This window comes from Vibrio sp. 779(2023) (genome assembly GCF_033344285.1).
GTDB lineage: Bacteria > Pseudomonadota > Gammaproteobacteria > Enterobacterales > Vibrionaceae > Vibrio > Vibrio alginolyticus.
Window position 1 is genome coordinate 110,606 of sequence record NZ_JAWPOM010000008.1, and the last position, 22,135, is coordinate 132,740.

Here is a 22,135-nt window from a genome sequence, read left to right on the forward strand (position 1 = left end):
CCAAACCCTGAAACTTTATTTGGCCCATCTTGGGCCAAATTTTTATTCAATATAATAAAAGTCTAATCTATGGGAGTTACTACTATTGCATCCGCATCATCAGATTCATGATTACCGTCATATGGCACTAGAGTAATTAGAGAGGCAGATTCTAACTTGTTACCAACGCTTGCTGTAACAGGTAGGCACATATGAAGTTGACGATTCTCACTCTTTGTCATGTTATGAACCCCTCTGCGAGATCGTTCAGAAACAATCACCTCCGTTTCGACTTCATAATGCAATTGCAATTCGTGACTACTTGATAAAGAGAGTGGTGTTGGTTCTACTTTGAACCCGGTAAACTCAATTTTCTTTACAGCATCCCAAACTTCACCTAGTGGCCAACCTAAATAGTGGTTGTGTTTTGAATCAATAGAATAAGCAATCATAGAAGACATACTCCTTGAAAGTCCTATTCTACCTTCCGACACTTCTTTAATTTCTAGGCTGAAGATAGAGTATAGCTCTATGTCTGCTCGCCCACTAACTGCAGCAATCCAGGCTGCATTTCCCTCATAGTCACCCATTTTACACCATTGTTTTTAATTGATGAATGTCCTATATTATACAACTATTACCCCCCGCGCAACGAGGCAAACATGAGGTTCGAAGATAGCCTACAAGACCATGTTTTTGATTCAATTAGTAGGTCATTAGGTCTAACTATCAATGAAAAGCAACACCTTCAATTTGCAGTTAACTGGAACACGAATGAGTTGATGCTTTCGTCTTACATGGCTGCTAATGCTCTTAACGGAACATCTACGTTTAACTGCCAGCTTCCTATTGTTTCTATTGATGAAGATGGGGATATAACATCGCTCGAACTCCCCCATGAAATTGATTGGAGCAAGCCAAAGCAACAGTCCCTTCTATCCATAATAGAGATGCACGGTATTCGTCTTGATAAAAGTGAACCTAGTGAAAACTTTAAAACATGGCTAAGAGTTGCACAGCTGAATGAACTACATAGTGTTATTAAGCGATCCGTTGAACACCATCGTAGTAGCAATGCACCGAATGCCCATCAGATTCCGTTGTTATTAGATAGAACAGACTATCTCTTCGAACCTTCGTCAGGATTGGCCGTACCTAACACGCAATCAATGCTAAGTAATCGTGTTGAAAACCAGATAATCAACCAGACAACCTACAAGCACAATCTAATTCCAGATAACGAAATAGTGGTTAACCCAGCGTTAGACAATGCTATTGGGGTGGAAAGATGAAGAAATTCTTTACAATTGGGGTGGCTATTGTTGCATTCATTCCGTACACAAGCCATGCATTCTTAGCTTGGACGATTGTAGATCCAGCCAAAACAGGTCAAAAAGCTAGTCAAACAGCCACTGATGGTATGACAGCAGCTGAAAGAGCGCTGACTAAGTCTCAAGAAATGGCAAACGAGATCAATAACGCGATTAAATCATTCCAAAACGACGACAACCTCAAAGCTTTCCATACAGCTACTGTATCAGGTAGTCACTCTGAAACACACAATTTGCTAATGCAATCAAAGATGGAAGTTACACCAGGCCTTTGTGAATTTGTTGAGAGGGCGTATGTAGCTAATTTTGATGAACAAGGCTGTCTATTCTTTGATGATGATGGCCTAACTAGTTCACTAGTAATTGAGGGGGAGAAGGTACTTCCTGGAAAACTAGCTGAAGAAACTTTTGATAAACTTAAGTCCAGCATATCTCATAGAACTCCTATTGGCGCACCTAACCTTCACGAAGAATACACAATCCTTCTAAATGACACCTTTGGGCAAGCAGTATTGAGTGAGTTATCGCACGAAGACCGTTTAGCTATGGATCAGTTAGTTGGTCTGTTAACAACTCAAAATCAATCTACGATCCCTCACCCAAAAGACATGAAAGGTTCTGACGATGAACTCAGATTAACTAGAAAACTGAATAGATACCTTCGAAGTGACTTAGCGATTGCCACTATGAAATCGAGTTATATAAAACGCTCCCAATTGAGCGATATGAACTCTATTCAGTCAGATATATGGCAAGGCAGAACGGAAGAGCTTAGCGATATGAAATCCTTAGGAATGCCTGTAGAGACAGTTAATGGGCTGTCTCCTAGGCCGACCAGCGAAAGTGTTGCTCGGATGAATGCAATTCAATCAGCACGATTAGCAAGATACCTTTTGGCCTACTACGAATCACTACTTACAAGAGAAGCCAACCTTGCTCTTAAGACTCAAATTTTAGCGGAGTTAGCAGAAAATGGACTATAACAAACACTCAATAACAGACCTTATTAACAGCATCCCGCTAGAGTCTATTAGGCTTGAAACACCTGACTTTGAATTCGCAAGCCAAGGACAGAGCTTAAGCACTTCTTCTGTAGCTCCCAATTTACCAGAAACTATCAACTTCACTCCAATATCAGAAATAACACCTGACACACCAATAAAACGGTATTCATTTTCACCTACCGTTAACATTGAAAGTACTGGTATCGATGCTGGTGGTATTACAAATGTAGCTGCGAGCTTAAAAAATTCAGCTATTGAGCACTCCGTAGGAAAAGGATCACCTTCAACTGAAGAGCATGTATTGAAGCATACTGAACCTGCTGAGGAAAAGCATATAAAAACAAAAGAAGAACCCCCAGAACAAAAAACTGCATCCCCAGACCAACCAGCAACTATTGAACGTAATGTTGAGAATGAAAACGTTCCTAAACAGGATGAAGAGAAACCAAATAATAGAAAAAAAACTACCCCACCAAGTAAGGAAAACGGAAGGGAGCAGGATAGTGTACAAAATAAAGAAAACAAGAAGGTCGACCAGTACAACCAAAACATAAATACAAATAGGAACTCTTATGGCCTATTTAACCTCAACCATAACGGCTCCAAAGCTCAAGGTGGGCCTTCTTTCTTAACAAACTCCTACAACAAATTAAAAGGAGAACAGCCAGGGTTGAAACAAATCAACAGTGTCATTGATAGGTCAAGAGATCTTCAACAGTCCTACCTGGACCTAAAAGGACTGATTGCAGAAGGAGCACCAGCTTCAACACTTAAAAAAGCTGAGAAAAACTTCGAGAAGATAGCTAGTGACCTAAATAAAAGTGTTTCAAAAGTTCAAAAGGGATTGGACAACCTTGGTCCTAATGCGATTGACCAACTAGGCAAAGCCGTAGGCCAAGACAAGCTATCCCAATGTAAAAAATCACTTGAAACTGCAACTAAATTACTTTCTGGAGAAAACGTTCAGGAAGTAGGTATGCAGACTAGCAAGATTGTCCAGAAAGCTGCGGAAAACATGCACAAAACTGTTGAAAACATTACAAATACAATTAACACAACCATCAACATGCTTGGGTTAGGAAGAGGTTAACGATGAGCAATTTTATTGAGTTAATGGAAAGTGAAAACGTACCAACAAACTTTAAATTTCTTCTAGGATTCCATCAAGAGACCAGCAAGCTTTCGCACTTCGGAATCGCAAAGCACATTGGTTTACTAGATCAATACATTGAAGATAGCGTTGACTTAGGTTTGCTTAACAATATGACGCTTGAAGAACTATGCATTCAGTTTCCTCACCTAAATATGAGTAAAGAAAAGTTATCTATCTTGAAATCAGGAGTACCTTACTTCAATGGCTTGTATCAACTAGAAATAAACAAAGAAGCCTACAAGTATAAGGACCTCTATGACTATTGCACTGATGGTAAATCAATTGTTCTAAACCTAAACAATAAACCCATAATATTTTTGCCTAGCGAAAATGATTACTATCAACTACAGCTCGATATTAGTAGCAAAAACCACTCTAACGAAATCGTTTTTTGGCTTGATTGCGCTGGCTTATTACCTACAACAGACACCGAATCATCGGCTCCCGGTACAGGGATCGCCATACAAGAACAAGTCATGGCAAATAACTACTATATAGCCATAGCACCTGAAAGTGAGATTGTTCGTAACCTTTCTAGGATAGACTCCAGTGTATTCTCGAAAGTTAATGAAAAGCTATATGAAGACCAATTACCACATCAGGCCGAAGGGTGTATTGAATTTCTTTCTTTTGCGGAAAAGCACCTGATACACAAGATCCACTTCAATATTATAGATAACTCTATCAATAGAGTCGTCTGTCTAAATCAAATGGTTACTGAATCTTTTGATTGGACTTCTCTAGGTATGTATCAGGGGTTAAAGCTATTTTTGCAAGAATCCGGCATACCTACCAAAGCTTTAAATGAAACCCCGTATTCAGGTTTCACGGTTATAGAAATGCTTACATCAGAACATACTGATGAAAGCTTTGAATGCGGCATTAAAATAAACTCAATCCCTATCCCTGGCGGCTATACCCTAATTTTGGACATGATGTACACATCTGAGTTTGAGATAGAGACAAATCAGACAAGCACTCCTGAAATTCAAGAGGGAATTGTTCAGTTAAGCTTCGGGAGTATTAAACAAGATCCACTTGGTGGAATGATCAATAGCGTACGAGAGCATTTGAATGAAGAAAATGGAGATACATTTCTAGCGTATGAAGATTCATTTCCTATCTACTTAACAGATCTTGTTCACACAAACCTTTCAGGTGATATCAATAGTTTACTCTCACAGTACGCTTCTTCAGGTATGCAGTTCCTAATAATTGGAGAAATCTCTAGCGAATTCATTGCCAATACTGCACTGATTGCAGCACAAAATGGCTTTATGGTGTTCGGATGGGTTTATTCGGCCACAGAGTCAGGCGCACTAAAAAAATTCACGTATAAACAATCTATTTATAGACAAAGCGAACCTCATGCACTTGGGCAACTCGTTAGACCTATCCAAATTGAACATGAAACTAGCGAGTAGGGGGGAACTATGAATCACAATACACCTAGTAACATTGTAGAAAGACTAGAAGCAAGTCTCCGAGGCACGGTCTATGCCACTAAAAAAGACCGTAACAAAACTATTTTGAGAGATTATGGACATCCATTCGGACGCTCCAAGAACTCAATGGGTGCTAGTTTAAAGCTTTCCGATTACGTGAATGGAAAGTCAAAAAGTCTCAATGAAACTTATTCGAGGGAATTTGCAGAAGTTCATTGGGCTAAAGCCGCTGCATTGGCCATCCATCTAACATCTGGATTTGAAGTCTATTCAAAAAATGGTATTTCTGAATTCTTTGAAGAGCGTAAAAAGCTCGGAAAAATTGCAAGTGAGCTCAGGGCTACCGGAGACGATGTATATAAAAATCCTGAGTATGTGGCCGCTAAAAACAAAGCATATGAAGCATGGCAACGTAGGTTTAGTCCAGAACACAACTCAGCATCAATCTTAGATAAAACTCACAAAGCTCAAGATTCACTTTTAAGTGAGTTCTCTAGCCAAGCAGTTAAACTTGGGTACATAGATCATTCTTCACTTTTTAGATTAGAGAAGCTAGTTAGAGAAAACATAAAGTCTCTAAATAACGGGGTTCATGAAAATGAACTAGCTAATCCTGCTCAAATGTATCAACACAAAGCTGAACTTTATGAGCTAATGTTGAGCGAAACGTATCAAGCAGACACTAAATCACTGCAGCTTCTTGGTAAAAATATGTTTCAAGAGCACTTAAGTGAGATACAAAGTTACGCAGATAGTCAAAAGTACACAAGCTCTAGTGGTAAGCGCGTTGATTTTGACATTGACCTAAACTCATACGCTGACTCTCCAACTATTGGTGAAAATGGTGCAAAAGTCGGAGGTATCGCTAAGGAATTCCACCACAAAGGCGGTAAAAAGTCAGAATGGTCGGTTGCTGCTGGGATTAGGGTTTTTTACAACGACAAAAATCCGAGTGACATAACGCCAACGGTCTCACTTGCCGTCGGTATTTCGCTTATAGGTCGAGACTCTACATTTATCAGTTTTAAACCTGACTTCAAAGGCTGGTGCGAACGTCTACCTTGTGCCCCTTTGGGTAACGAGGCAAACCTAACAGCTGAGCAAGCTCGTCTTGCTCACGAAACTCGTCAAAAAGAACTAGCGGATAAAATAGCTGCCTCCGCAAAAGAAGCAGAGCTTAAGCATCAACAGAAGATGCAAGAGATAGCTGAAGCTAACGCTAAACGTGAGATCGAGGTTAAAACCTTAATTGATGCCAATTTCGAAAAACCAGAACTCACTAAAGATTCCGTAAAAGGCACTTATATCCAAAAAAAACATTTGGAGGCCTTACTAAACTATCCAGAACTCCATGGTCTGATGAGACTAACATCTTTATACGACCAACCAGCGGTTAGCATTCAAATGGGCCCTAATGTGGAGGAGACTAGAGGGTTACAGTTCTTAGCCCATAATGGCTCTCCCTGGAACAAAGAAAATCCCACTAACAAAATGTTTGAAGTCATGAATGACGACATGAAAAACAATTTTGTTCAACTCGGCAATATTACACCTAAGACAACGATCATAACGAGTGAAGGCTTTGCTAATGGAGGGTCTTTGTTTATCGCCGCTAAGGAACGTGGTTTAGATGTTGCTGTTGTTTGTGCGATGTTTGCTAATAATATCTCTCACGCAATAAAGCGGTACAGCCAGGACTACCCTAACAACCCCCTATTAAACGCCTCAGATAATGACTGTTTTTTAAAAGCCCCTACGAGTGAACACTCGATTAGAGCTCTTAATTTGAATACAGGCGCGAAGGTCGCTCTTCAAGCTTACGACGAATTTGGGGTAAAAAGCTTTAGCGTTGATTGGGAAAAGTTAGATGTACTTCCAGAAGCCACTGCAATTAAGGCTACAGACTACAATAATTTATTCGATATTTTTGAATATGATAAAGCTATAGAAGTTATGGGAGACCAGTTAGAGCTGGTAATAAGCAACAATACTACACCATCAAAAGAGTATGTCGCTCCCAGGAAATTTCTGGATGCAGAAAGAGATAAATTCACTGATATCTTTGATGCATATGGCATCGATGGGACCCTACTAACCACTAGCTTTCCCGTTGGAATGCAATTCGAAACTCCAAAAGCAGTATCCGTAGAACAAGAGCGAATAGATCACCGAGTCTCTGAGCTACCTGTTCAAGAAGCTAACGTAGCTCCTAATGAACATAATATAGAACGAATAGTGTCATATTCGCTACAACGTCACATCGACGGAGATTGGCAAACTATTGAGAAAGCAGACACCGCTAAAGAAATTTTAATAAACCTAGAAATTGAAAAGGGACACGCAGTTCAGATAGCTTATGAGAAGTTTTCTCAAGCTGAAAAAAACCTTGATAGTGCTTACACCAAAGCTCTCGAATATGTTGGTTCAACATACAGATGCTTTGACGAGGAATCAAAAGTACCTTTTACTTCCGCAGATACATACAACGATATTAGGGATATTCAATTGGCCCATGATGTCGTTTTGCTTGTTGAGAATGAAACGGGAACATTTGCTAGACCAATAAGAGTTTCTGAAGATGGTGAGCTTGTTATCGGAGGTAGTAAAGGGCTGAAACAACCGAGATACAACAGCAGAGCAGACCTTGCACAAGACATCAACGCTGTAGTCGAATCAATATATTTTAGTAACAATAATTATCAGTGGCTTACTGATCAAAACTTTGTATTACGAGATATTGATGCAGATGGTAAGCCAGACAGAACTACTTCAAGGACATTTGAGGAAGAATTCGGCCTCAGCGTATCGGAAGTAATGTCTACATTAGTGGACCCAAGGTCGATACAAGCAAAGCTCGAAAACTCAAATCAGACAATCAAAATAAATTGTACGACGACAAACGAACTTGAACCAGTAACTGAATTAGAAATTGACAGTAATGAAGTTGCTTATGAGCTTGACAGAATCAGCTCTCAACCAAACATTATTGATATCGATACATCTGCTTTTTCTAGTGCAGATCAAAACTTCTATATCGAACCCGCTGAGCGGCAGTCAAAACCTTACACAGTTAAATCATTTGCACCTAATGGAGCTGTAAACGGTAACTATGAGTTCGATTCATTGGCTCTTGCAGAGAATAAAATTGACGCATTGAATGGCACTAAATTCACCATACCTACAACCGTTTACTATATTTCAAAGCATGGTGAAACGCCTATATCAACAACAATCGACCCTGTGGATTTACCGCTATTGCAGCCAAAAGCACCACTGCAAGAGGAACCTGGTCAACTTTCTCGAGAACTAGAAACCTGCTTAGTACAAATTGATTCAACAGATTGGGGGACGTACGAACTCCCAATATCAAATGATACCCCGATAATGTTGAACCAAGAGGGTAGCTGGGTTAATGCATCAACTGGAGAGCCGACAAAGACTCTTAGCTTAATTGAGCTATACAACATCGAAAACGCCCATACAGAAGGTTTAGATAACGATAATGAATTAACCTTAGATAGTACCAACTTCGCAGAGCTTGCTGCCGATGGTGGCTTCGATATTGATTTCAGAGAACAATATACAGGCTTGGACCATGATCTTATTGAAACCACACATGAAATAGAACCCATTGTCGATGATTTCAACTTTGATATTGACACATTAGCTAACCTTGACATGAATGAACTGGAACCTGAAATAGAGGGAGCCCAGTTAGAACAGCTCAAAGAAAATATAGTTGATGCTATTGACCTAGAAACAGACAACGAGCCTGTAAACCACGAGCAAGAACTGACTAACCCTGACGCTTGGTCCGATGAACTCACTCACGGCAATCATAACCTGGAAGAGAGCATTGAGGTTGAGGCAGAAACGGATAGCCCAGAATTACTCGATAATGCAGATGACTGGTTGGATGAATTATCTGAACTTGACGCCCCATCGTTTAAACCCTCAACAATCGACCCATTAGAGAGCGATATGCCTGATTTTTCAGGTATGGAAGACGTTGAATGGGGTCTTGATGATTTCGGCATAGATGAGGAAGAGCAAACCATTAGTGTTGCTGGCTCAGAACATGTTGAAAACCAGGGCACAATAGATTTGTTTGAGTTAGCTGACCAAGAAGTGGAAGTCCAATCCGTATCTAACGAACAGCCATCATCTGTAAGTCAAGCAGAAAGACACAGTATAGATACGACAATCAATGACGTAAGTATTGAATTGGGTCAAGTTGACCCCAAGTCCGATGGACTGGATCTTAAGCATCAGAAAACTACAGGGGTAGGCGAGCGTTCCTTGGCTGAGCAATCTATGGAGAAGATTGATAGAACGACAGATGTGCTTGTCAACTCTACAACAAGACCACCAAACAGCGATGAACAAGTAATAAAAACTAATACTGGGGCAAAATCATTAAGTCAGCTAGTGTTAGATGAACTAAATGCTACAAGTATTAACTTTAGTGACCAGTTCACACCAAAAGATACTTTTGTTGGAATTTCAAGCTTTACGACGGTAGGTGCCTGGGCCGATAGTTCGAAATATTGGAAATCAACAACCACTGTAGAAGCCTCTACTTTGAATGTTAGAAGTGAAATCGATTTACCTTTAGTAGACGTAGAAGCTCCAGATGTTAATGTGCCAACAACAGAACAATTAACGTCTATATTCGATAAATCTAAGCAGAAAGCTTGGAATGAACAACGAGCCGCAAACTCAATCCAGGCGCAAGTCGAAATGTTTGAGGAAATTGCGCTTTCTGAGAACCAAAACTTTAATGCGAACCTAGATGTTGCACCAGACCTTGATGGTACTTCCTCTTCCTATAACCCTAATAGTGAACAGACATCCTCAGATGCGATACCGTCAAAAGACACAACAAGCCCTGACATAGAAAATACAGCTCCTGCAAACGAGATAAAGGATGAATCCAGAAATGGACAACACCAAAGTGAGATAGAAAAGGAACTTTTAAAAGTACTTCAGTCACTCAAATCCTCAGATAAGGAGAGTGTGGCCCATCTTACTGGACTACTTACAAACATAGCTGAGAGTGCAGCCAAAAATGCCATAGACGTCCATGACGTTACAAGTAGAATTGAGACACCACATAAAGTAGAAGTGACTAACCAATCAGAGGAGCCTATCCAGGTTGTAACCAAAACATTCTCGGAGACAACAAAGGTCAATATTAATGACTTCGACTTCGATGATAATCCTGATGTAAAAGCTTATGTGAAACTTGCTAATGAACTTGTAGGCGACAAAGGACAGTCAGCTATACAAAAGAAAGCAGCCTTCCTATACGCATCAAAGACATCTCCAGAATCAGATACCAAAGAGCTAACTCAAAAAGCACTTGAAGTATTGGTATCAATAAAAAAACCTGAAGACAACTTAGCTAAACAAGAATATGCATCTAAAGCTAGTGAAATAGGCAATTGGTTGGCGACTGAAGCTAGAGTGGGGATGATGATCGAATCTACACGCAATGAGCAAGGCTACGTGACGAAATTTTCTGCTCTTGATAAAAAGCTACACGCAAAGGTACATGAATATCTTACCACGCCTTCAAGCCCAATTAAGGGCGCTAATGACCCTATATACTTTAGTCGAATTTGTCTAAAGGACGCTATTGAAAAACGTCAAATACCTGAGGATACGCTTAGGCAAGCTCTTTTCGGCATATGGAATAGCCCTGTGGGTAATACAGGTGAACTATCTAAATACTACAACAAAGTTGCTACCAGACTGCACGAAACTGGAGTAAGGAAGGTAGTTAACGATCTTAAAGAGAAAGGTATTATTGAGAATGACCCTAGTAGTAGACAAAATCTACTGTATGAAGACCCACTAGATGGGACACAAAAGTCCTTAAAGATTTCAAGTTTAAAATCTGCAGCAGCTGGTTTGGTAGCAGAACGTGAAATACAAGCTGCAAAAGAAATGCCTCGAACAGCGAAGAAGAATCAACGTGAGCCATACAGCTACTTCGTAGCTAAAGCATTTGAGAATCTAACTGAAATTAGTACTCCTTTAAAAACGGAGATTGATTTAGATAAGCCATGGAGAGCAACATTGCGAAGAGGTGATGGTTCGCGTTCTGATATGAACTCCAAAGAGCAAGAAACTATGGAGATTACAAGATAACAATGATTTCTTATCTGTTCCTGGTAATTACTGGTAGTCTCATTGCAAAGATCACTTATGTCATAGCTGGATTTCTGCCACAAATTGAAGAAGATGAGATCAGAAATGATCTCATCACCTATTATCCTGAATACTCTTTAGAACCAAGTAACCGTGAAGGACGGTTTGACTTCACTAGCTTATGCAAAAGTGTTGGATACTGGGTACCTTTCTCCTGCATTGCTGGTGGCCTGAAGGGAAACAACCAAACTTATAAAGAGGTATTTGTATTAGAAATTACCGTAGCCGCTTCAACGGTGACTCTATACCAAATAGCAACTTCATTTGAGCAGTTTCTTTTAATGCTCATTTTCTTTTGCCTAACAGCAATGGCGTTTTTGGTTGACCTAGCGAGTCAATTTCTACCAGAAAAACTAACAAATTTCATTTTATGGTCTGGTTTGGTTCTGGCTTGTACAGAGTATGGCTATCTATCTTCCGAAGAATCGCTTAGCGGTGCTTTATTAGGGTATGGGCTTCTTTACCTTTTCAATACTATGCATAAAGTGCTTTACAAAAATATTGGAATGGCAAATGGTGATTTAAGGCTGGGGGCTGGTATAGGGGCTTGGGCTGGCGTAGAGATAACAATGCTCACAATACTCTTTATGTTTGTGTTCATCGTCATAACATATATAAGAGGAACGAGAGGGCAGTATCCACTGGGGCCATATATAGTGATAAGCTCTTACATAGCATTCATAGTCAACAATCCCAGTTTTTTAACTATTAATTTTTAAATTAAAGCAGCTATCGTAGCTGCTTTATTTTCTAATATGAATAGTAATATGGGCCCTACCAAACCACTACCTCATGTTACTTTCATCCAACCCATATTCTGTCTCCGCTAAATCGAGTAGCAGATTTAAAAACTCATCATTCGTTGAAGACTTAGCTACTCTCTTACATAAGGAATCAAACCTTTTTTTGGTAAGCTTAGACAGTGCCATTGTGGTTGTTGAAGTTTTATCACGAGATTTCGCAGCATGAAACAAACCGACGAACTTATCTACTCTAGACTCTGGAAAGAAAACCAATAATTGCATGAAAGTAGACCGAATCTTCTGTACATCCGTTTCATCAATTTTATTAAGCTGAGATTGAATTGCTTTAGATGTTGTACGAAAACCATCCGGGTCATTGCAGTGGTTAAGTGCCAAAAAATTATCGTTAGCATCCAGAATCCACTTTAAAAACTGGTAGTTATTTGGCCCACGTATGTTAACTTTTTTGCTTAATGAATTAGACATGAGTATCGGCCTTTTTATACAGCGTGAAAAACACGGTCGTCCATAACCAAGCTAAAACGTAAAATCCCTCGCCGGGAGGAGCTGTAAGCAAACATCCAATAGATACAATTACCACTGCAACCTCAACGGCCTTTAAGAGGGTAGGAGATAGTACTCCACCTTTGAACTTATGAATGATGCATAGCAAACCAAGTACAAATGCCGACGTCATAAAGACTAAGACTGCATTTCCTTCAACAACTGATGACACCAAACTTACGGTAGCAAATAGGGCAAGTAACATCATAAATTTGTTAAAAATCTTTAGCATTTGTACTCCTGATCTCTTAGTTATATATACTCAAAGTCAGCATGCTTAGAAGCTTCAGTACCTACGTACGAGTATTCCGCTTTTCTCACACGAACAAAGAGGGGGCTATAGCTATTATGTTGGTTGAAGTGGCCAACAGCATGGTTTCTTTCGTCAGCGATAGCTCTTTCGATTAAAGCTGATTTAAACTCGCTATACGTAGTGCTCCTATTACCATCGGAATCCTCAGGTAACTCCAAAATCAAATTCAATATCAAATCTGAAAATTTATCATTTGGTTCTGGTAGCTCAGAGTCGAGTCTATCGAGTAAGGAAATCGAATCTGATATCACACGGTAGATTAGAATATCAGTAAATTTAAGCTTCTCGAGATCATTAGAAAACTCAGAATCGATGCCTTCAACTCTGTTTAGAATTGAGCCGAGAACATCGTTAATAGCAACGTCTGACTTGGATTTGAGTATTTCTTCATCAACCTCACTACTTTTGAGTGACATCAGAGTAGAACAAAGCTCATCGACAACGATTTGAATTGATTTTTCATAAATTGAGTCTCTTGTAGTTAGCAATCGCTCGCAGAATGACATGTGTCTTTCAGCAATATGAATCCTTTCAAGTTCTGAGTTCAACAAAGATCTCCTAGATTCACCTGCCTTTTCATACTGAGAAACTTTTCTGTTTAATCGTTGCAATTCCTCTTGTAACTTATCAACTCTTAACGAGAAATCAGAGCACTCTGCTTTTAACAAACGTAAGTCAGAAGAGGTTGATTCAAGAGATTCGATTTTCTCAAGCTTCACCTTCTTATCTGCCTTAGCTTTTCTCAACTGTGTACGATTAGATGCAATTGAAGCGTTAGCTTTCTTGGCTCGTTCAATATATAAACTGGCAAGTTCAATTAGTCTTAGATAAAGAGGTTGTCGAGCGCCTTTATAAATGCTTCTTTGAGATTCAATAGCGCTTCTAGTGCATCTCTTTAAAGAGTCAACGCTATCCCTATTAAAAAGCACGAGCTGGTCTTTCTTAAGAATAATGTCCTTAGCAATAAAATCTTCAAAACGTTCGTCATACAGCTTTGCTGTCCTCTCAGATATCTCTTTTATGCTTTTCTCGCGGAATTCAGAGTTACTTAACGTTTGGTTTGGTGCATTCTTTAGTACGTCCATCATTATTTCTTCTGAACGACGAAGAGAAACATCAACGTTATCCAGTAACAGCTCAGTAGGACGAAGAGTATTGCTCTCATCAATCGTGCATAATCCCGCTCTAACGAAATACATTAAAGCGTCTTGCACTTTGAAAGGTATGTCAGAACCATAAGAGACATTATTCAATAAATTTGAGCGCTCTTGTAGAAACTCTAAATCTGAGTCACTTCTTAATGCGCGAGCTTGGGCCCGTACTGCTCTTGATATTTGGCATGAAAATAGGGCAATTGAAATCTCATCAACAACTTTAAAAATCTTAGCTGCAAATCTTGTAATCCTATTATCTAAAGAGTTAGTTAGGGTCAAGTAGCCTAATCGCTCATCTAGCCACATGAAATCCTTATGACAGATAAGCAAAGAGTGAGCTAATTCCTCTCTTTTATGTACAGGCAGCTTTTTAGGCATGAGAGGTAGTAAGATTTGCTCTTGTATCATCCCATTAAACTTTACAGCTCGTTCTGCGTGGTTAAGAAGGTTTTCTAACTTAACGTTAAAGTTGTTTGGAATAAGGAAAAGCGTAGACTCTTTAGTATTTCTCTCACGACCCTTTATACGTGTGTCATTGAACTCAAAATAGAGCCTCTTAATTTTGAGTTGTCTCGTGTCGACTTTTGGTCTGAACTCTAGGATTTTCATCAGCCCCAAAACATTAAATGGTTTTTCACTAAATGCTTCTTGATGTCCAAGCTTGGGGTTAAAACTCTGATATTTGGGATCGGCTAAGCGTTGGGCAAGTAGCCCAATTTCAATTGGGACCTGAGAGTACAGGTAATCAAACAGATTTTCGAAAAACTCATCCCACGATTTAACTAGTTCCTTGCCAAACGAATCTACAAGTACACTCTTGATGACACGGATTCTTTCGGTACTAACAGTTGCTTCTGGGTACTCCACGTCAAGAAATTCTTTAATCTGAGCTTGAGTATGTGGACCCTCACCATTTAGCCCTAGTGCCAACTCTAAAATTCGGGCGTTGCGTTTGGGATTCTCTAGTAGTTCAATCTTTTGAACAATGTCTGCCAGCCTAGAGATAAGTAACTTTTTGGTTTTTGGCATTCTTATCACCTTAAATCAAAGGTTTACTACTTTTGTATTTATTATATTGCGGTAATAACCATATTGCTAAGAATTCTATTATATATTATAGCAAATGTTAAGTCAGCTTTGTGTTAATAAAATTAGATATATGCTATAAATGGACTATAAACAATAGAAAGTGGAGTTCACAATGACTGTAGAGCTAGAAGAGTTAAAAAGCCCTTGGGTGGAACTGTATGAACAATGTTTAGAATCAGCATACGATTACCCTTACAGTGACTTAGAAGGTTTCCCTGGCTTATACGCCAGAAGACTTAAAACAGCAATTTTGCTAAAACAAAATAGGAACAAAAAAATCAGTATAACTGAAGCAAGTACGATTGCAGATAGAGCAGCAAAACACACCCTAGTCGAACTTAGGGCTAAGTTCACAGAGCGTTGTAGTTTTTCACACATCAAAAACGAGCTCAGAAAGGGTAGTGCTAGCCAGATTCCAGGAAGAAAAATAATAGACAATGGTATGGCTGCAAAATTCATGAACATTGTCGTTGGTTTCCCTACCTATAAACTAAGTTCTAACGAGATTAAATTTCTCCTTTCGAAATTCGATAGTGACTTAGTACACTACGATAGTGAGAAGTGGTACATAACGATCAAGGTTTTTGAATTGCATTTAGAAGAGGCGGAACCGACACCACAAGAGATGGCTGTTCTGGATAGCGTTGCACGATCTTCAATTCCTAGCATTATTGCATACACATTGGACTCAGATTACAAGATCGACTGGAAGGACTTTTTTAACGCTGTTAAAGCAAGAGTTAAAGAAACAGTTAAACAAGGTTTTAATAGGTTCAAAAGTCGGAAAGGGGACTTAGACAATGAACAAATTGAGGCTCTCTTTGACGAATAAAATAGGTACCAACTCCTTTCAAAAGTGGGGCTTAACTAAACAGTGCTAAGCCCCATTTTTCTTAAGCTATCAGCAATGACTCCATGTTGAAATTATCAATAGCTAAGCTATCAGAGACACCATCTTTACTTTCAAGATAATCATCTTTCGTAGAAAAAGCATCTGGCTGTTCAGTTTGCCCCTCAACAGCTCTAAAGCCAATAGGGTGGTTTGAAAGCTTTTCAATACTTGAAGCTATTTTAGCCAAATGTTGCTCAACATTTTCGAGTGTCTTGTACTCATTACACTTAAACCTTTCTTTATTACTTTGGTTTTGAAGGAAATGAATAGCAGAATTCATCATATTGATAGCATGTTGGTTGACATCATTAAGAGCTTGCTTGGGATCGTTTTCGGAATGTGCAGACAAATAAGTATGAACGAGACCTTGGTGATACACAGAAGAATCCGTTATGTGTATGCTAGCTCTTCTCTTTACTTTATCAATGTGTAACCCTAAGTTGCGGCACCAATCCCAGTCTCTGATCTCATGAGGGAGGATGTTATCAAAATAATACATAAGCTTATCGAACTCACCCTCTTCGATGAAATACCCAATTCTAATTAACTCTTCGACTAACGATTTGAGAGTTATTGATTTTGAATTCGCTAACTCTCGGCATTCTGTTGAGTAATCATTTGGTATCCTTATTTCCACTTTTAATGAAAAGCGCCCCATGACCTTTGCCTACTTATTCTTTTTGTTGTTTTGGTACCAAAGCTCTGCAAACAACTCAAGGCCCCAAGCGTTTAGCTTGTCTGCTTCATCTGGTATGAGGAATGAGTTGTTATCTTTACCGTAATACTCTTCAATTAAAGGTGTAATTTCTTCACGCAATGCGGCAATAGTACCTCCAATGAATATGATTAAATCAATATCTACAGCTTTAGATAAGGTATCAGTGATTGCGCCAAAAATCTTACTAGCTAGCTCCTTCCGTGCATTCTCTGCCCATTCAGAATGATCTTTCTCAACCCCCCGAACTGTAACAATACCTTCATCAATTAACTTACGGCACTGCTGATGTGTGGGTGTGGTGAAACCTAAATCGTAAAGGTAGTTGGATGCTTTTTTGACAATCTGATTGAACCCGATGTCCTGGGTGACAGAACGATCCATATCAATAGTTCCATCGTCAAACACAGCTATATCAGTTGTTTTACCACCAGGATCAGCGATTGCGATCGTTTTTCCTATGTATTCAGGGTTATGTACCAACATCCCTGAATCATCTCTCTTAAATAGGAATACACGAAGGGCTGCTAGTGCTTCGGGCTGAACAAGTAGAGCTTCAATATTTGACTTCCGCAGCTTCGATTCCGGGTCAGTACCTAAGTGATCAAAAGATCTCTGCATAGAGAGCATCTTTTGCTTAACATTGTTTTCGTTGACGGACCCATCTGTTTTAAAGAACTGTCTTAATGGCATTCCAGTACAAAGAACGTACTTTTTATTGAGTAACTCATCTCCAAATTGATTTAAGCCATGCTGCAGTAAAACCTGAGCTGCTTCACTATTGGAGAAGTCATCGTTCCTGGGAATAGGTTGTTTTACCTCACCAATGGTGTAAGCGTTACCTGTAACAGCAGAAGTAAATTTCGTTTGAACAGGAGCATTACTTGATACTGAAAAGGTTTCATCTAGTACCGCAAAACGTTCAGTCGAACGTTGGATGTGTGTAGGAAAGGAGGTTTTAACAGATTCAGCTGAGATCTTATGTTGGGCATTACCGTCATCATACCCAATAAATAGTGTTGAACAGTCGTTAAACATAGTAAAATATCTCTATTGTTTTTTAGTGATAAATGCAATATATAGCATGTATGTGACAACCTCAAATATTTTCACTTTAGGAGGCAGGTGTTGATTGAAGACTGGCGAGAGAAGTTAAAGGAGAACTTGGAGAGAAATTACCAAATAGAAGTATCATCTCTCTATATATCGAAAAAGAATCGAATGGTATATGTACAATTTTCTGACAGTTCAAATGTACAAAAATACTTAGGTTTAAATTTAGACCTAGTCGATGTAGTGATTAGACAAAATACATGGGAATATTGCCAGAATAGCAAGGTATCAACGTTAATTGAAAAACGACATAGAGTAAAACTACCAAAGAATAAAATGAGTAAATATTGCTTCGAATCTTAGTAAGAGTAATCGAAAACTAAGTTATTTTTTATCAGAAGATCTATTTAACTTTAGTTAAATAGATCTTCTGATAACGTATTTTATGGTAAATGGCCATTATGTTTAATACTCACAAATTTCAAATTCACAGGGGAAAGAGATTTCACATAGTCAACTTTCTAAAGGAGGTATCTAACTTATTGATATTTGGTAGGTGGTAACAACTACGTGTACAAAATTCCAATCGTCGTGAATTTAACATAACATAGATAATATACACTAAGAGTGTAAGAGCAATTTTAATATGTCATCTTATACTTAATGAACATGCAGAGCTTTGAGTACCTCAACCGATGCTAAATCCCATGATTGACCGAGACTTTAATCGTATTACAGTGATGCAAAATGTTCGCGAACACCGCCTTCGTCAAATCGACGATTTAGGCTGCAAATATATATAATTTAAGTCCTCGACAATTGGAAGCTTATTTAGTCAGTTAAGCCAGTTTGGTGCTTCTACGTTAGCACATACGTCAAGAGCCGAATCAAGCAACCGACGTTTTCTTTGCCTAATCATCTGAACATCATGGGAGCTCAATACTTTGATTTGTAGCTAACATTCGCTTGTGAGGTTCTAACGGAACAACACAACTTGGCTCTGACTGTCTATACACTAAGTCAGTTGATGACAGTCGATGGCCCCACGTGCCACACTAGCCATTTGCTTGCCAACCTCGTTATTCACATAGGTCAAATAATAAATAGTATTTTCAATTTCTGAATACAAAGGTGGAAGGTTATCATTAAGGTTCCAACCTCATTTTAAAGTAAATTGTTCTGAGCTCCTTGCTCTAAGTAGACCTCAGTTGCTCTCCCCAACATCCCCCTAGCCTTCACTCAAAATATTCACATTATTTCAAAAGATACGTCTCTTAACATCCTAAAAATGGACGCATCTATCGCTTTGGCAACATCACACATTGAGCTGTCTAAAGCTAAAACATGCTCTTAAGTTGATAACTTAAGATAAATCCACCACAGCCTTAATTACTCACAGTTGTAGATATGCCCTGGCAAAGGGTCTTTTTTGTCCTGACCGATTAGCGGCTATTTGGTGGGACTGTAATGGCAATTGGATGGCAATAATCAAGCTAATATACCCGATGGACATTTAATAAGTGAGTAAAGTATTACGTCACAGTGAGAGTAATCGGACACTTAAAGGTCATAGAAAGGAGCCCAAAAGGACAGTGTAATTTTTGATATTTACAAATATGGGAGAAAAACAAGTCTGTCAAACAAAACGCAGACCCTTCTTTAGAATTAAAATATTTTAATACTTTTAAATTTAAAATAATTAAAAGGGCTTCGCCAAAATATAGATCGAAATAATCAATGTCAAGTTCTTTAATATTGCATTGTGATCGGGGGATGACGGGTTGGCTGGGGCCGAGCTGTCGGGGGTGACCCCCAAGAAGCGGGAAATTAAGCATTTAGGGCTTTAGCCCTAAGTGCTTAAATGGATAATTCGCTATATCCAGAGTGATCAATTGACTCTGTCATGGTGATCTTGCGACCAAAGAATGACCACTCTAATTTACGTACTAAACGTGTTTTGTACTGGACTTCTGAAATTACAGAAGGCGTAGTTTCCACACCAAACGTTTCTCTCAGTAACTCTTGTGCCTTAGCAACTATTGACCCCTGCGTAATCTCGAATTGAAGATCGAACAACTTTTCTTTCACAAGGTCTCCGATAGGTGTTTCTGAGGCTTTGCCGAATTCATATTTTATTCCCAGTTCACAGTAGACAGCGTTTGGAGTTTTTTTCTGAAATTCCGCGCTAAAGAATCTCCCCTGAGTTAAACCCATATCGTTGTCACCAACTTGACCAATAATCTTGCCGTTAGTGATGTAGAAGTTATGAACTGTTACTTTCATTTTTTGTCCCGCCAGTAGTATTCCCAACTGTTTCCATTATACCAAAACCAGATTAAAATACCACATTAAAACACAAATATAGGTAAAATATACTTAACTATTTTAATTGACTTATATCCAGACAAAGACGACACAATAGGGCTCGATAGAGGGTTAGCTTTTTAGGCGAAGCCGTTAAGAAAAGCGTTGAAACTTCTTTTAGCTGCCGAAGGCAGATCATTTAGGCCACCAGCACCTGCCATAGCAATGACAACGGGGTTTATGTTGGCATTGCTATGGCGCTGGAGGTCTAGCAGCCTTGAGCGATACATTGAAATGCATCAAACCTTATTACTGCACTATGGATGACAACGTGTTTTTGTTGGCGTCCATAGTGATTTAGGTTTGATTGAAATTTCAATGACAACACTTAGCGAGGAACGAGCTTTAGTGATGTAGGGGTAAGTCCGGCGGGTGGGCCTCGGTGGCGACTAGGGGGAACCCCTGTTAGTGGAGAGCGTCCAATTGAAACAAATTTACTTGTTACAATTGGATAGTTATTAGTATTAAAATTAAAAGTATCGCCAATTTTACTCTTTGCTTTGTACTCGTTTTCGTTTTGATAGTTTCTACAATTTTATCTATTAGACCGAAAGCCTCTGCAAACCCAACAATTAGTACAAATACTGTAAAAGCATCAGCCACATTTGAGAAACCCAAACGCTCAAAAATAAATGTTAGAGCGTCAGCTACTGCGTAAATGCGTAATAACAATGCTGCTAAATTCAATATGTTCCCCCTACCCTTAATATATTCCTTTTCAATTAGCTAGTATGTTCAATTGATATATGACAGATATCGCTAGATAAGTTTGAAACTAGATAATAATGAATCTGGCTCATTGGTCTGTTCGATTATTAAGGATTGTCCTGACACATCCCATTCATAAGTAGAAACCGTCTTTCCCCTAAACTGTTTCATCACTTTTAACCTAGGTTCATTAAACTTCTTCCCTAGCAGAAACTTACCTATTGAAATTACTTTTGATAAAGAAGAACCACGATGCCCTTCCTCTGATAAGCAACTTAGGATTTCTACGATATTATGTCTTGTGTCGATATCCGAGTTAGTACCTAAGATAAAAGCTATGTCTGAGTCCATGTATATTGAATCATTGATCACCTTTTCATAGGTAATCGAAATAAACTTACCCTCTACTAAACCGACATTGTTTTTCCCAACATAACCGAATAAACGACTGCAAATAATGGTGTAATTATTGATGATAACTTCTAATTTCATACTGCCCCCAAGCCTATGATATTTATTTGTTCAGAGTATGTATTATAAATAAACGCAACTATAAATACCATATTAGAACACACAATAAAGTAAAATATACTTAACTATTTTAGTTGACTTTAGACCGGACAAAGACGACACAATAGGGCTCGACAGAGGGTCAGCTTTTTAGGCGAAGCCGTTAAGAAAAGCGATACAAAAGCTTCTAGCTCGCCGAAGGCGATTCATTTAGACCACCAGCACCCTGCCATAGCAATGACAACGGGGTTTATGTTGGCATTGCTATGGCGCTGGAGGTCTAACAGCCTTGAGCGATACATTGAAATTCATCAAACCTTACCACTGCACTATGGATGACAACGGATTTTTGTTGGCGTCCATAGTGATTTAGGTTTGAATGAAATTTCAATGACAGCACTTAGCGAGGCACGAGCTTTAGTGATGTAGGGGTAAGTCCGGCGGGTGGGCCTCGGTGGCGACTAGGGGGAACCCCTGTTAGTGGAGAGCAAATATTGCCCAGTAAATCTGAGCAATATTTATCTATTGATGGTCGAATGACAACGCTGCTCTTTCAAGCTCCTTCTCTAGCTCCACAAGGCGTGTCGGAAGTAACGCAAATGAAAACAAGGTCAATAATGATTCGATTGAATCCCGCCATTGAGCCGTTGACTGAAGTATTTCTAGAACCCCGAAATCTGCACAAATCTGTTTTAGCTTAACTTCATTGTTAGCTTTTTCTTCACGCTTAAGGGCAACCTTAAAGAATTCATCGAATTTATTCTGAGACATTTCTTTGACTGAAACAAAGCCAGTTCCTTTTTCTGTCCATACCATTAGATGCGGTTCTCCGCTGAATACACTGATCTGGTCTTTATAGTGCTTACTAATTAGCTCAATCTGTTTCTCGGTTCTCATAGTGGTGC

17 protein-coding genes are annotated in these 22,135 nt (G+C 39.1%); 7 read left to right on the plus strand and 10 right to left on the minus strand.

Going from position 1 to position 22,135, the window contains the following annotated elements:
• Positions 1-62: 62 nt before the first annotated feature.
• Positions 63-569, minus strand: a complete 507-nt coding sequence (locus R8O70_RS12305; RefSeq protein ID WP_025634152.1) for a hypothetical protein — start codon at positions 567-569, stop codon at positions 63-65.
• Between the two features lie 72 nt (positions 570-641).
• Here R8O70_RS12305 and R8O70_RS12310 point away from each other — a divergent pair, with 72 nt between their 5' ends.
• Genes R8O70_RS12310 through R8O70_RS12335 form a run of 6 tightly spaced genes read left to right on the plus strand, consistent with a single transcriptional unit; the run spans position 642 to position 11,844 of the window.
• Positions 642-1,271, plus strand: coding sequence for a hypothetical protein (locus R8O70_RS12310; RefSeq protein WP_025767008.1), 630 nt, complete (start codon positions 642-644; stop codon positions 1,269-1,271).
• Complete coding sequence (locus R8O70_RS12315; RefSeq protein WP_025767007.1) at positions 1,268-2,293, plus strand: hypothetical protein; 1,026 nt, start codon at positions 1,268-1,270, stop codon at positions 2,291-2,293. The genes R8O70_RS12310 and R8O70_RS12315 overlap by 4 nt, the downstream gene beginning before the upstream one ends.
• Positions 2,283-3,404 carry a hypothetical protein gene (locus tag R8O70_RS12320; protein WP_025634156.1) on the plus strand — a complete coding sequence of 374 codons (1,122 nt, stop codon included), beginning with the start codon at positions 2,283-2,285 and terminating at the stop codon, positions 3,402-3,404. Before R8O70_RS12315 ends, R8O70_RS12320 begins: the two co-directional genes overlap by 11 nt.
• A 2-nt stretch (positions 3,405-3,406) precedes the next feature.
• Positions 3,407-4,891: a hypothetical protein gene (locus R8O70_RS12325; protein ID WP_025767006.1), complete on the plus strand. Its 1,485-nt coding sequence runs from the start codon at positions 3,407-3,409 to the stop codon at positions 4,889-4,891.
• 9 nt (positions 4,892-4,900) lie between these two features.
• On the plus strand, positions 4,901-11,065 hold the full coding sequence (locus R8O70_RS12330) for a hypothetical protein (protein WP_025634159.1): 6,165 nt from the start codon (positions 4,901-4,903) through the stop codon (positions 11,063-11,065).
• Positions 11,066-11,067: 2 nt separating this feature from the next.
• Complete coding sequence (locus R8O70_RS12335) at positions 11,068-11,844, plus strand: prepilin peptidase (protein WP_213899637.1); 777 nt, start codon at positions 11,068-11,070, stop codon at positions 11,842-11,844.
• 66 nt (positions 11,845-11,910) lie between these two features.
• On the opposite strand, the gene R8O70_RS12340 is transcribed toward R8O70_RS12335, so the two are convergent.
• From R8O70_RS12340 to R8O70_RS12350, 3 genes are read right to left on the minus strand one after another with little or no spacing between them, the layout of a single operon-like run.
• Positions 11,911-12,354, minus strand: coding sequence for a hypothetical protein (locus tag R8O70_RS12340; protein WP_025634162.1), 444 nt, complete (start codon positions 12,352-12,354; stop codon positions 11,911-11,913).
• The gene (locus R8O70_RS12345) at positions 12,347-12,664 is read right to left on the minus strand and encodes a hypothetical protein (RefSeq protein WP_025634163.1); all 318 of its coding nucleotides are present in this window, start codon (positions 12,662-12,664) and stop codon (positions 12,347-12,349) included. Before R8O70_RS12345 ends, R8O70_RS12340 begins: the two co-directional genes overlap by 8 nt.
• 20 nt (positions 12,665-12,684) lie before the next feature.
• Positions 12,685-14,928 carry a hypothetical protein gene (locus R8O70_RS12350; protein ID WP_025634164.1) on the minus strand — a complete coding sequence of 748 codons (2,244 nt, stop codon included), beginning with the start codon at positions 14,926-14,928 and terminating at the stop codon, positions 12,685-12,687.
• A gap of 172 nt (positions 14,929-15,100) precedes the next feature.
• Here R8O70_RS12350 and R8O70_RS12355 point away from each other — a divergent pair, with 172 nt between their 5' ends.
• The gene (locus tag R8O70_RS12355; protein WP_025634165.1) at positions 15,101-15,820 is read left to right on the plus strand and encodes a hypothetical protein; all 720 of its coding nucleotides are present in this window, start codon (positions 15,101-15,103) and stop codon (positions 15,818-15,820) included.
• Between the two features lie 61 nt (positions 15,821-15,881).
• Here the strand turns inward: R8O70_RS12355 and R8O70_RS12360 are convergent, their stop codons facing one another.
• From R8O70_RS12360 to R8O70_RS12385, 6 genes are all read right to left on the minus strand, one after another.
• A complete protein-coding gene (locus tag R8O70_RS12360) occupies positions 15,882-16,538 on the minus strand; it encodes a hypothetical protein (protein WP_025634166.1) in 657 nt (218 codons plus the stop codon).
• Between the two features lie 9 nt (positions 16,539-16,547).
• The gene (locus R8O70_RS12365) at positions 16,548-17,633 is read right to left on the minus strand and encodes a ParM/StbA family protein (RefSeq protein WP_025634167.1); all 1,086 of its coding nucleotides are present in this window, start codon (positions 17,631-17,633) and stop codon (positions 16,548-16,550) included.
• 1,872 nt (positions 17,634-19,505) lie between these two features.
• Positions 19,506-19,931 carry a hypothetical protein gene (locus R8O70_RS12370; RefSeq protein ID WP_025767165.1) on the minus strand — a complete coding sequence of 142 codons (426 nt, stop codon included), beginning with the start codon at positions 19,929-19,931 and terminating at the stop codon, positions 19,506-19,508.
• Between the two features lie 522 nt (positions 19,932-20,453).
• The gene (locus R8O70_RS12375) at positions 20,454-20,699 is read right to left on the minus strand and encodes a hypothetical protein (RefSeq protein WP_025636793.1); all 246 of its coding nucleotides are present in this window, start codon (positions 20,697-20,699) and stop codon (positions 20,454-20,456) included.
• A gap of 72 nt (positions 20,700-20,771) precedes the next feature.
• Complete coding sequence (locus tag R8O70_RS12380; RefSeq protein ID WP_025767164.1) at positions 20,772-21,212, minus strand: hypothetical protein; 441 nt, start codon at positions 21,210-21,212, stop codon at positions 20,772-20,774.
• Positions 21,213-21,752: 540 nt separating this feature from the next.
• Complete coding sequence (locus R8O70_RS12385; RefSeq protein WP_025767163.1) at positions 21,753-22,127, minus strand: hypothetical protein; 375 nt, start codon at positions 22,125-22,127, stop codon at positions 21,753-21,755.
• Positions 22,128-22,135: the final 8 nt, after the last annotated feature.

What these genes read in the sequence shown, in the direction of transcription:
- R8O70_RS12305 (WP_025634152.1), bottom strand. Translation starts at nt 569, where the DNA reads ATGGGTGACTATGAGGGAAATGCAGCCTGGATTGCTGCAGTTAGTGGG.
- R8O70_RS12310 (WP_025767008.1), top strand. Translation starts at nt 642, where the DNA reads ATGAGGTTCGAAGATAGCCTACAAGACCATGTTTTTGATTCAATTAGT.
- R8O70_RS12315 (WP_025767007.1), top strand. Translation starts at nt 1,268, where the DNA reads ATGAAGAAATTCTTTACAATTGGGGTGGCTATTGTTGCATTCATTCCG.
- R8O70_RS12320 (WP_025634156.1), top strand. Translation starts at nt 2,283, where the DNA reads ATGGACTATAACAAACACTCAATAACAGACCTTATTAACAGCATCCCG.
- R8O70_RS12325 (WP_025767006.1), top strand. Translation starts at nt 3,407, where the DNA reads ATGAGCAATTTTATTGAGTTAATGGAAAGTGAAAACGTACCAACAAAC.
- R8O70_RS12330 (WP_025634159.1), top strand. Translation starts at nt 4,901, where the DNA reads ATGAATCACAATACACCTAGTAACATTGTAGAAAGACTAGAAGCAAGT.
- R8O70_RS12335 (WP_213899637.1), top strand. Translation starts at nt 11,068, where the DNA reads ATGATTTCTTATCTGTTCCTGGTAATTACTGGTAGTCTCATTGCAAAG.
- R8O70_RS12340 (WP_025634162.1), bottom strand. Translation starts at nt 12,354, where the DNA reads ATGTCTAATTCATTAAGCAAAAAAGTTAACATACGTGGGCCAAATAAC.
- R8O70_RS12345 (WP_025634163.1), bottom strand. Translation starts at nt 12,664, where the DNA reads ATGCTAAAGATTTTTAACAAATTTATGATGTTACTTGCCCTATTTGCT.
- R8O70_RS12350 (WP_025634164.1), bottom strand. Translation starts at nt 14,928, where the DNA reads ATGCCAAAAACCAAAAAGTTACTTATCTCTAGGCTGGCAGACATTGTT.
- R8O70_RS12355 (WP_025634165.1), top strand. Translation starts at nt 15,101, where the DNA reads ATGACTGTAGAGCTAGAAGAGTTAAAAAGCCCTTGGGTGGAACTGTAT.
- R8O70_RS12360 (WP_025634166.1), bottom strand. Translation starts at nt 16,538, where the DNA reads ATGGGGCGCTTTTCATTAAAAGTGGAAATAAGGATACCAAATGATTAC.
- R8O70_RS12365 (WP_025634167.1), bottom strand. Translation starts at nt 17,633, where the DNA reads ATGTTTAACGACTGTTCAACACTATTTATTGGGTATGATGACGGTAAT.
- R8O70_RS12370 (WP_025767165.1), bottom strand. Translation starts at nt 19,931, where the DNA reads ATGAAAGTAACAGTTCATAACTTCTACATCACTAACGGCAAGATTATT.
- R8O70_RS12380 (WP_025767164.1), bottom strand. Translation starts at nt 21,212, where the DNA reads ATGAAATTAGAAGTTATCATCAATAATTACACCATTATTTGCAGTCGT.
- R8O70_RS12385 (WP_025767163.1), bottom strand. Translation starts at nt 22,127, where the DNA reads ATGAGAACCGAGAAACAGATTGAGCTAATTAGTAAGCACTATAAAGAC.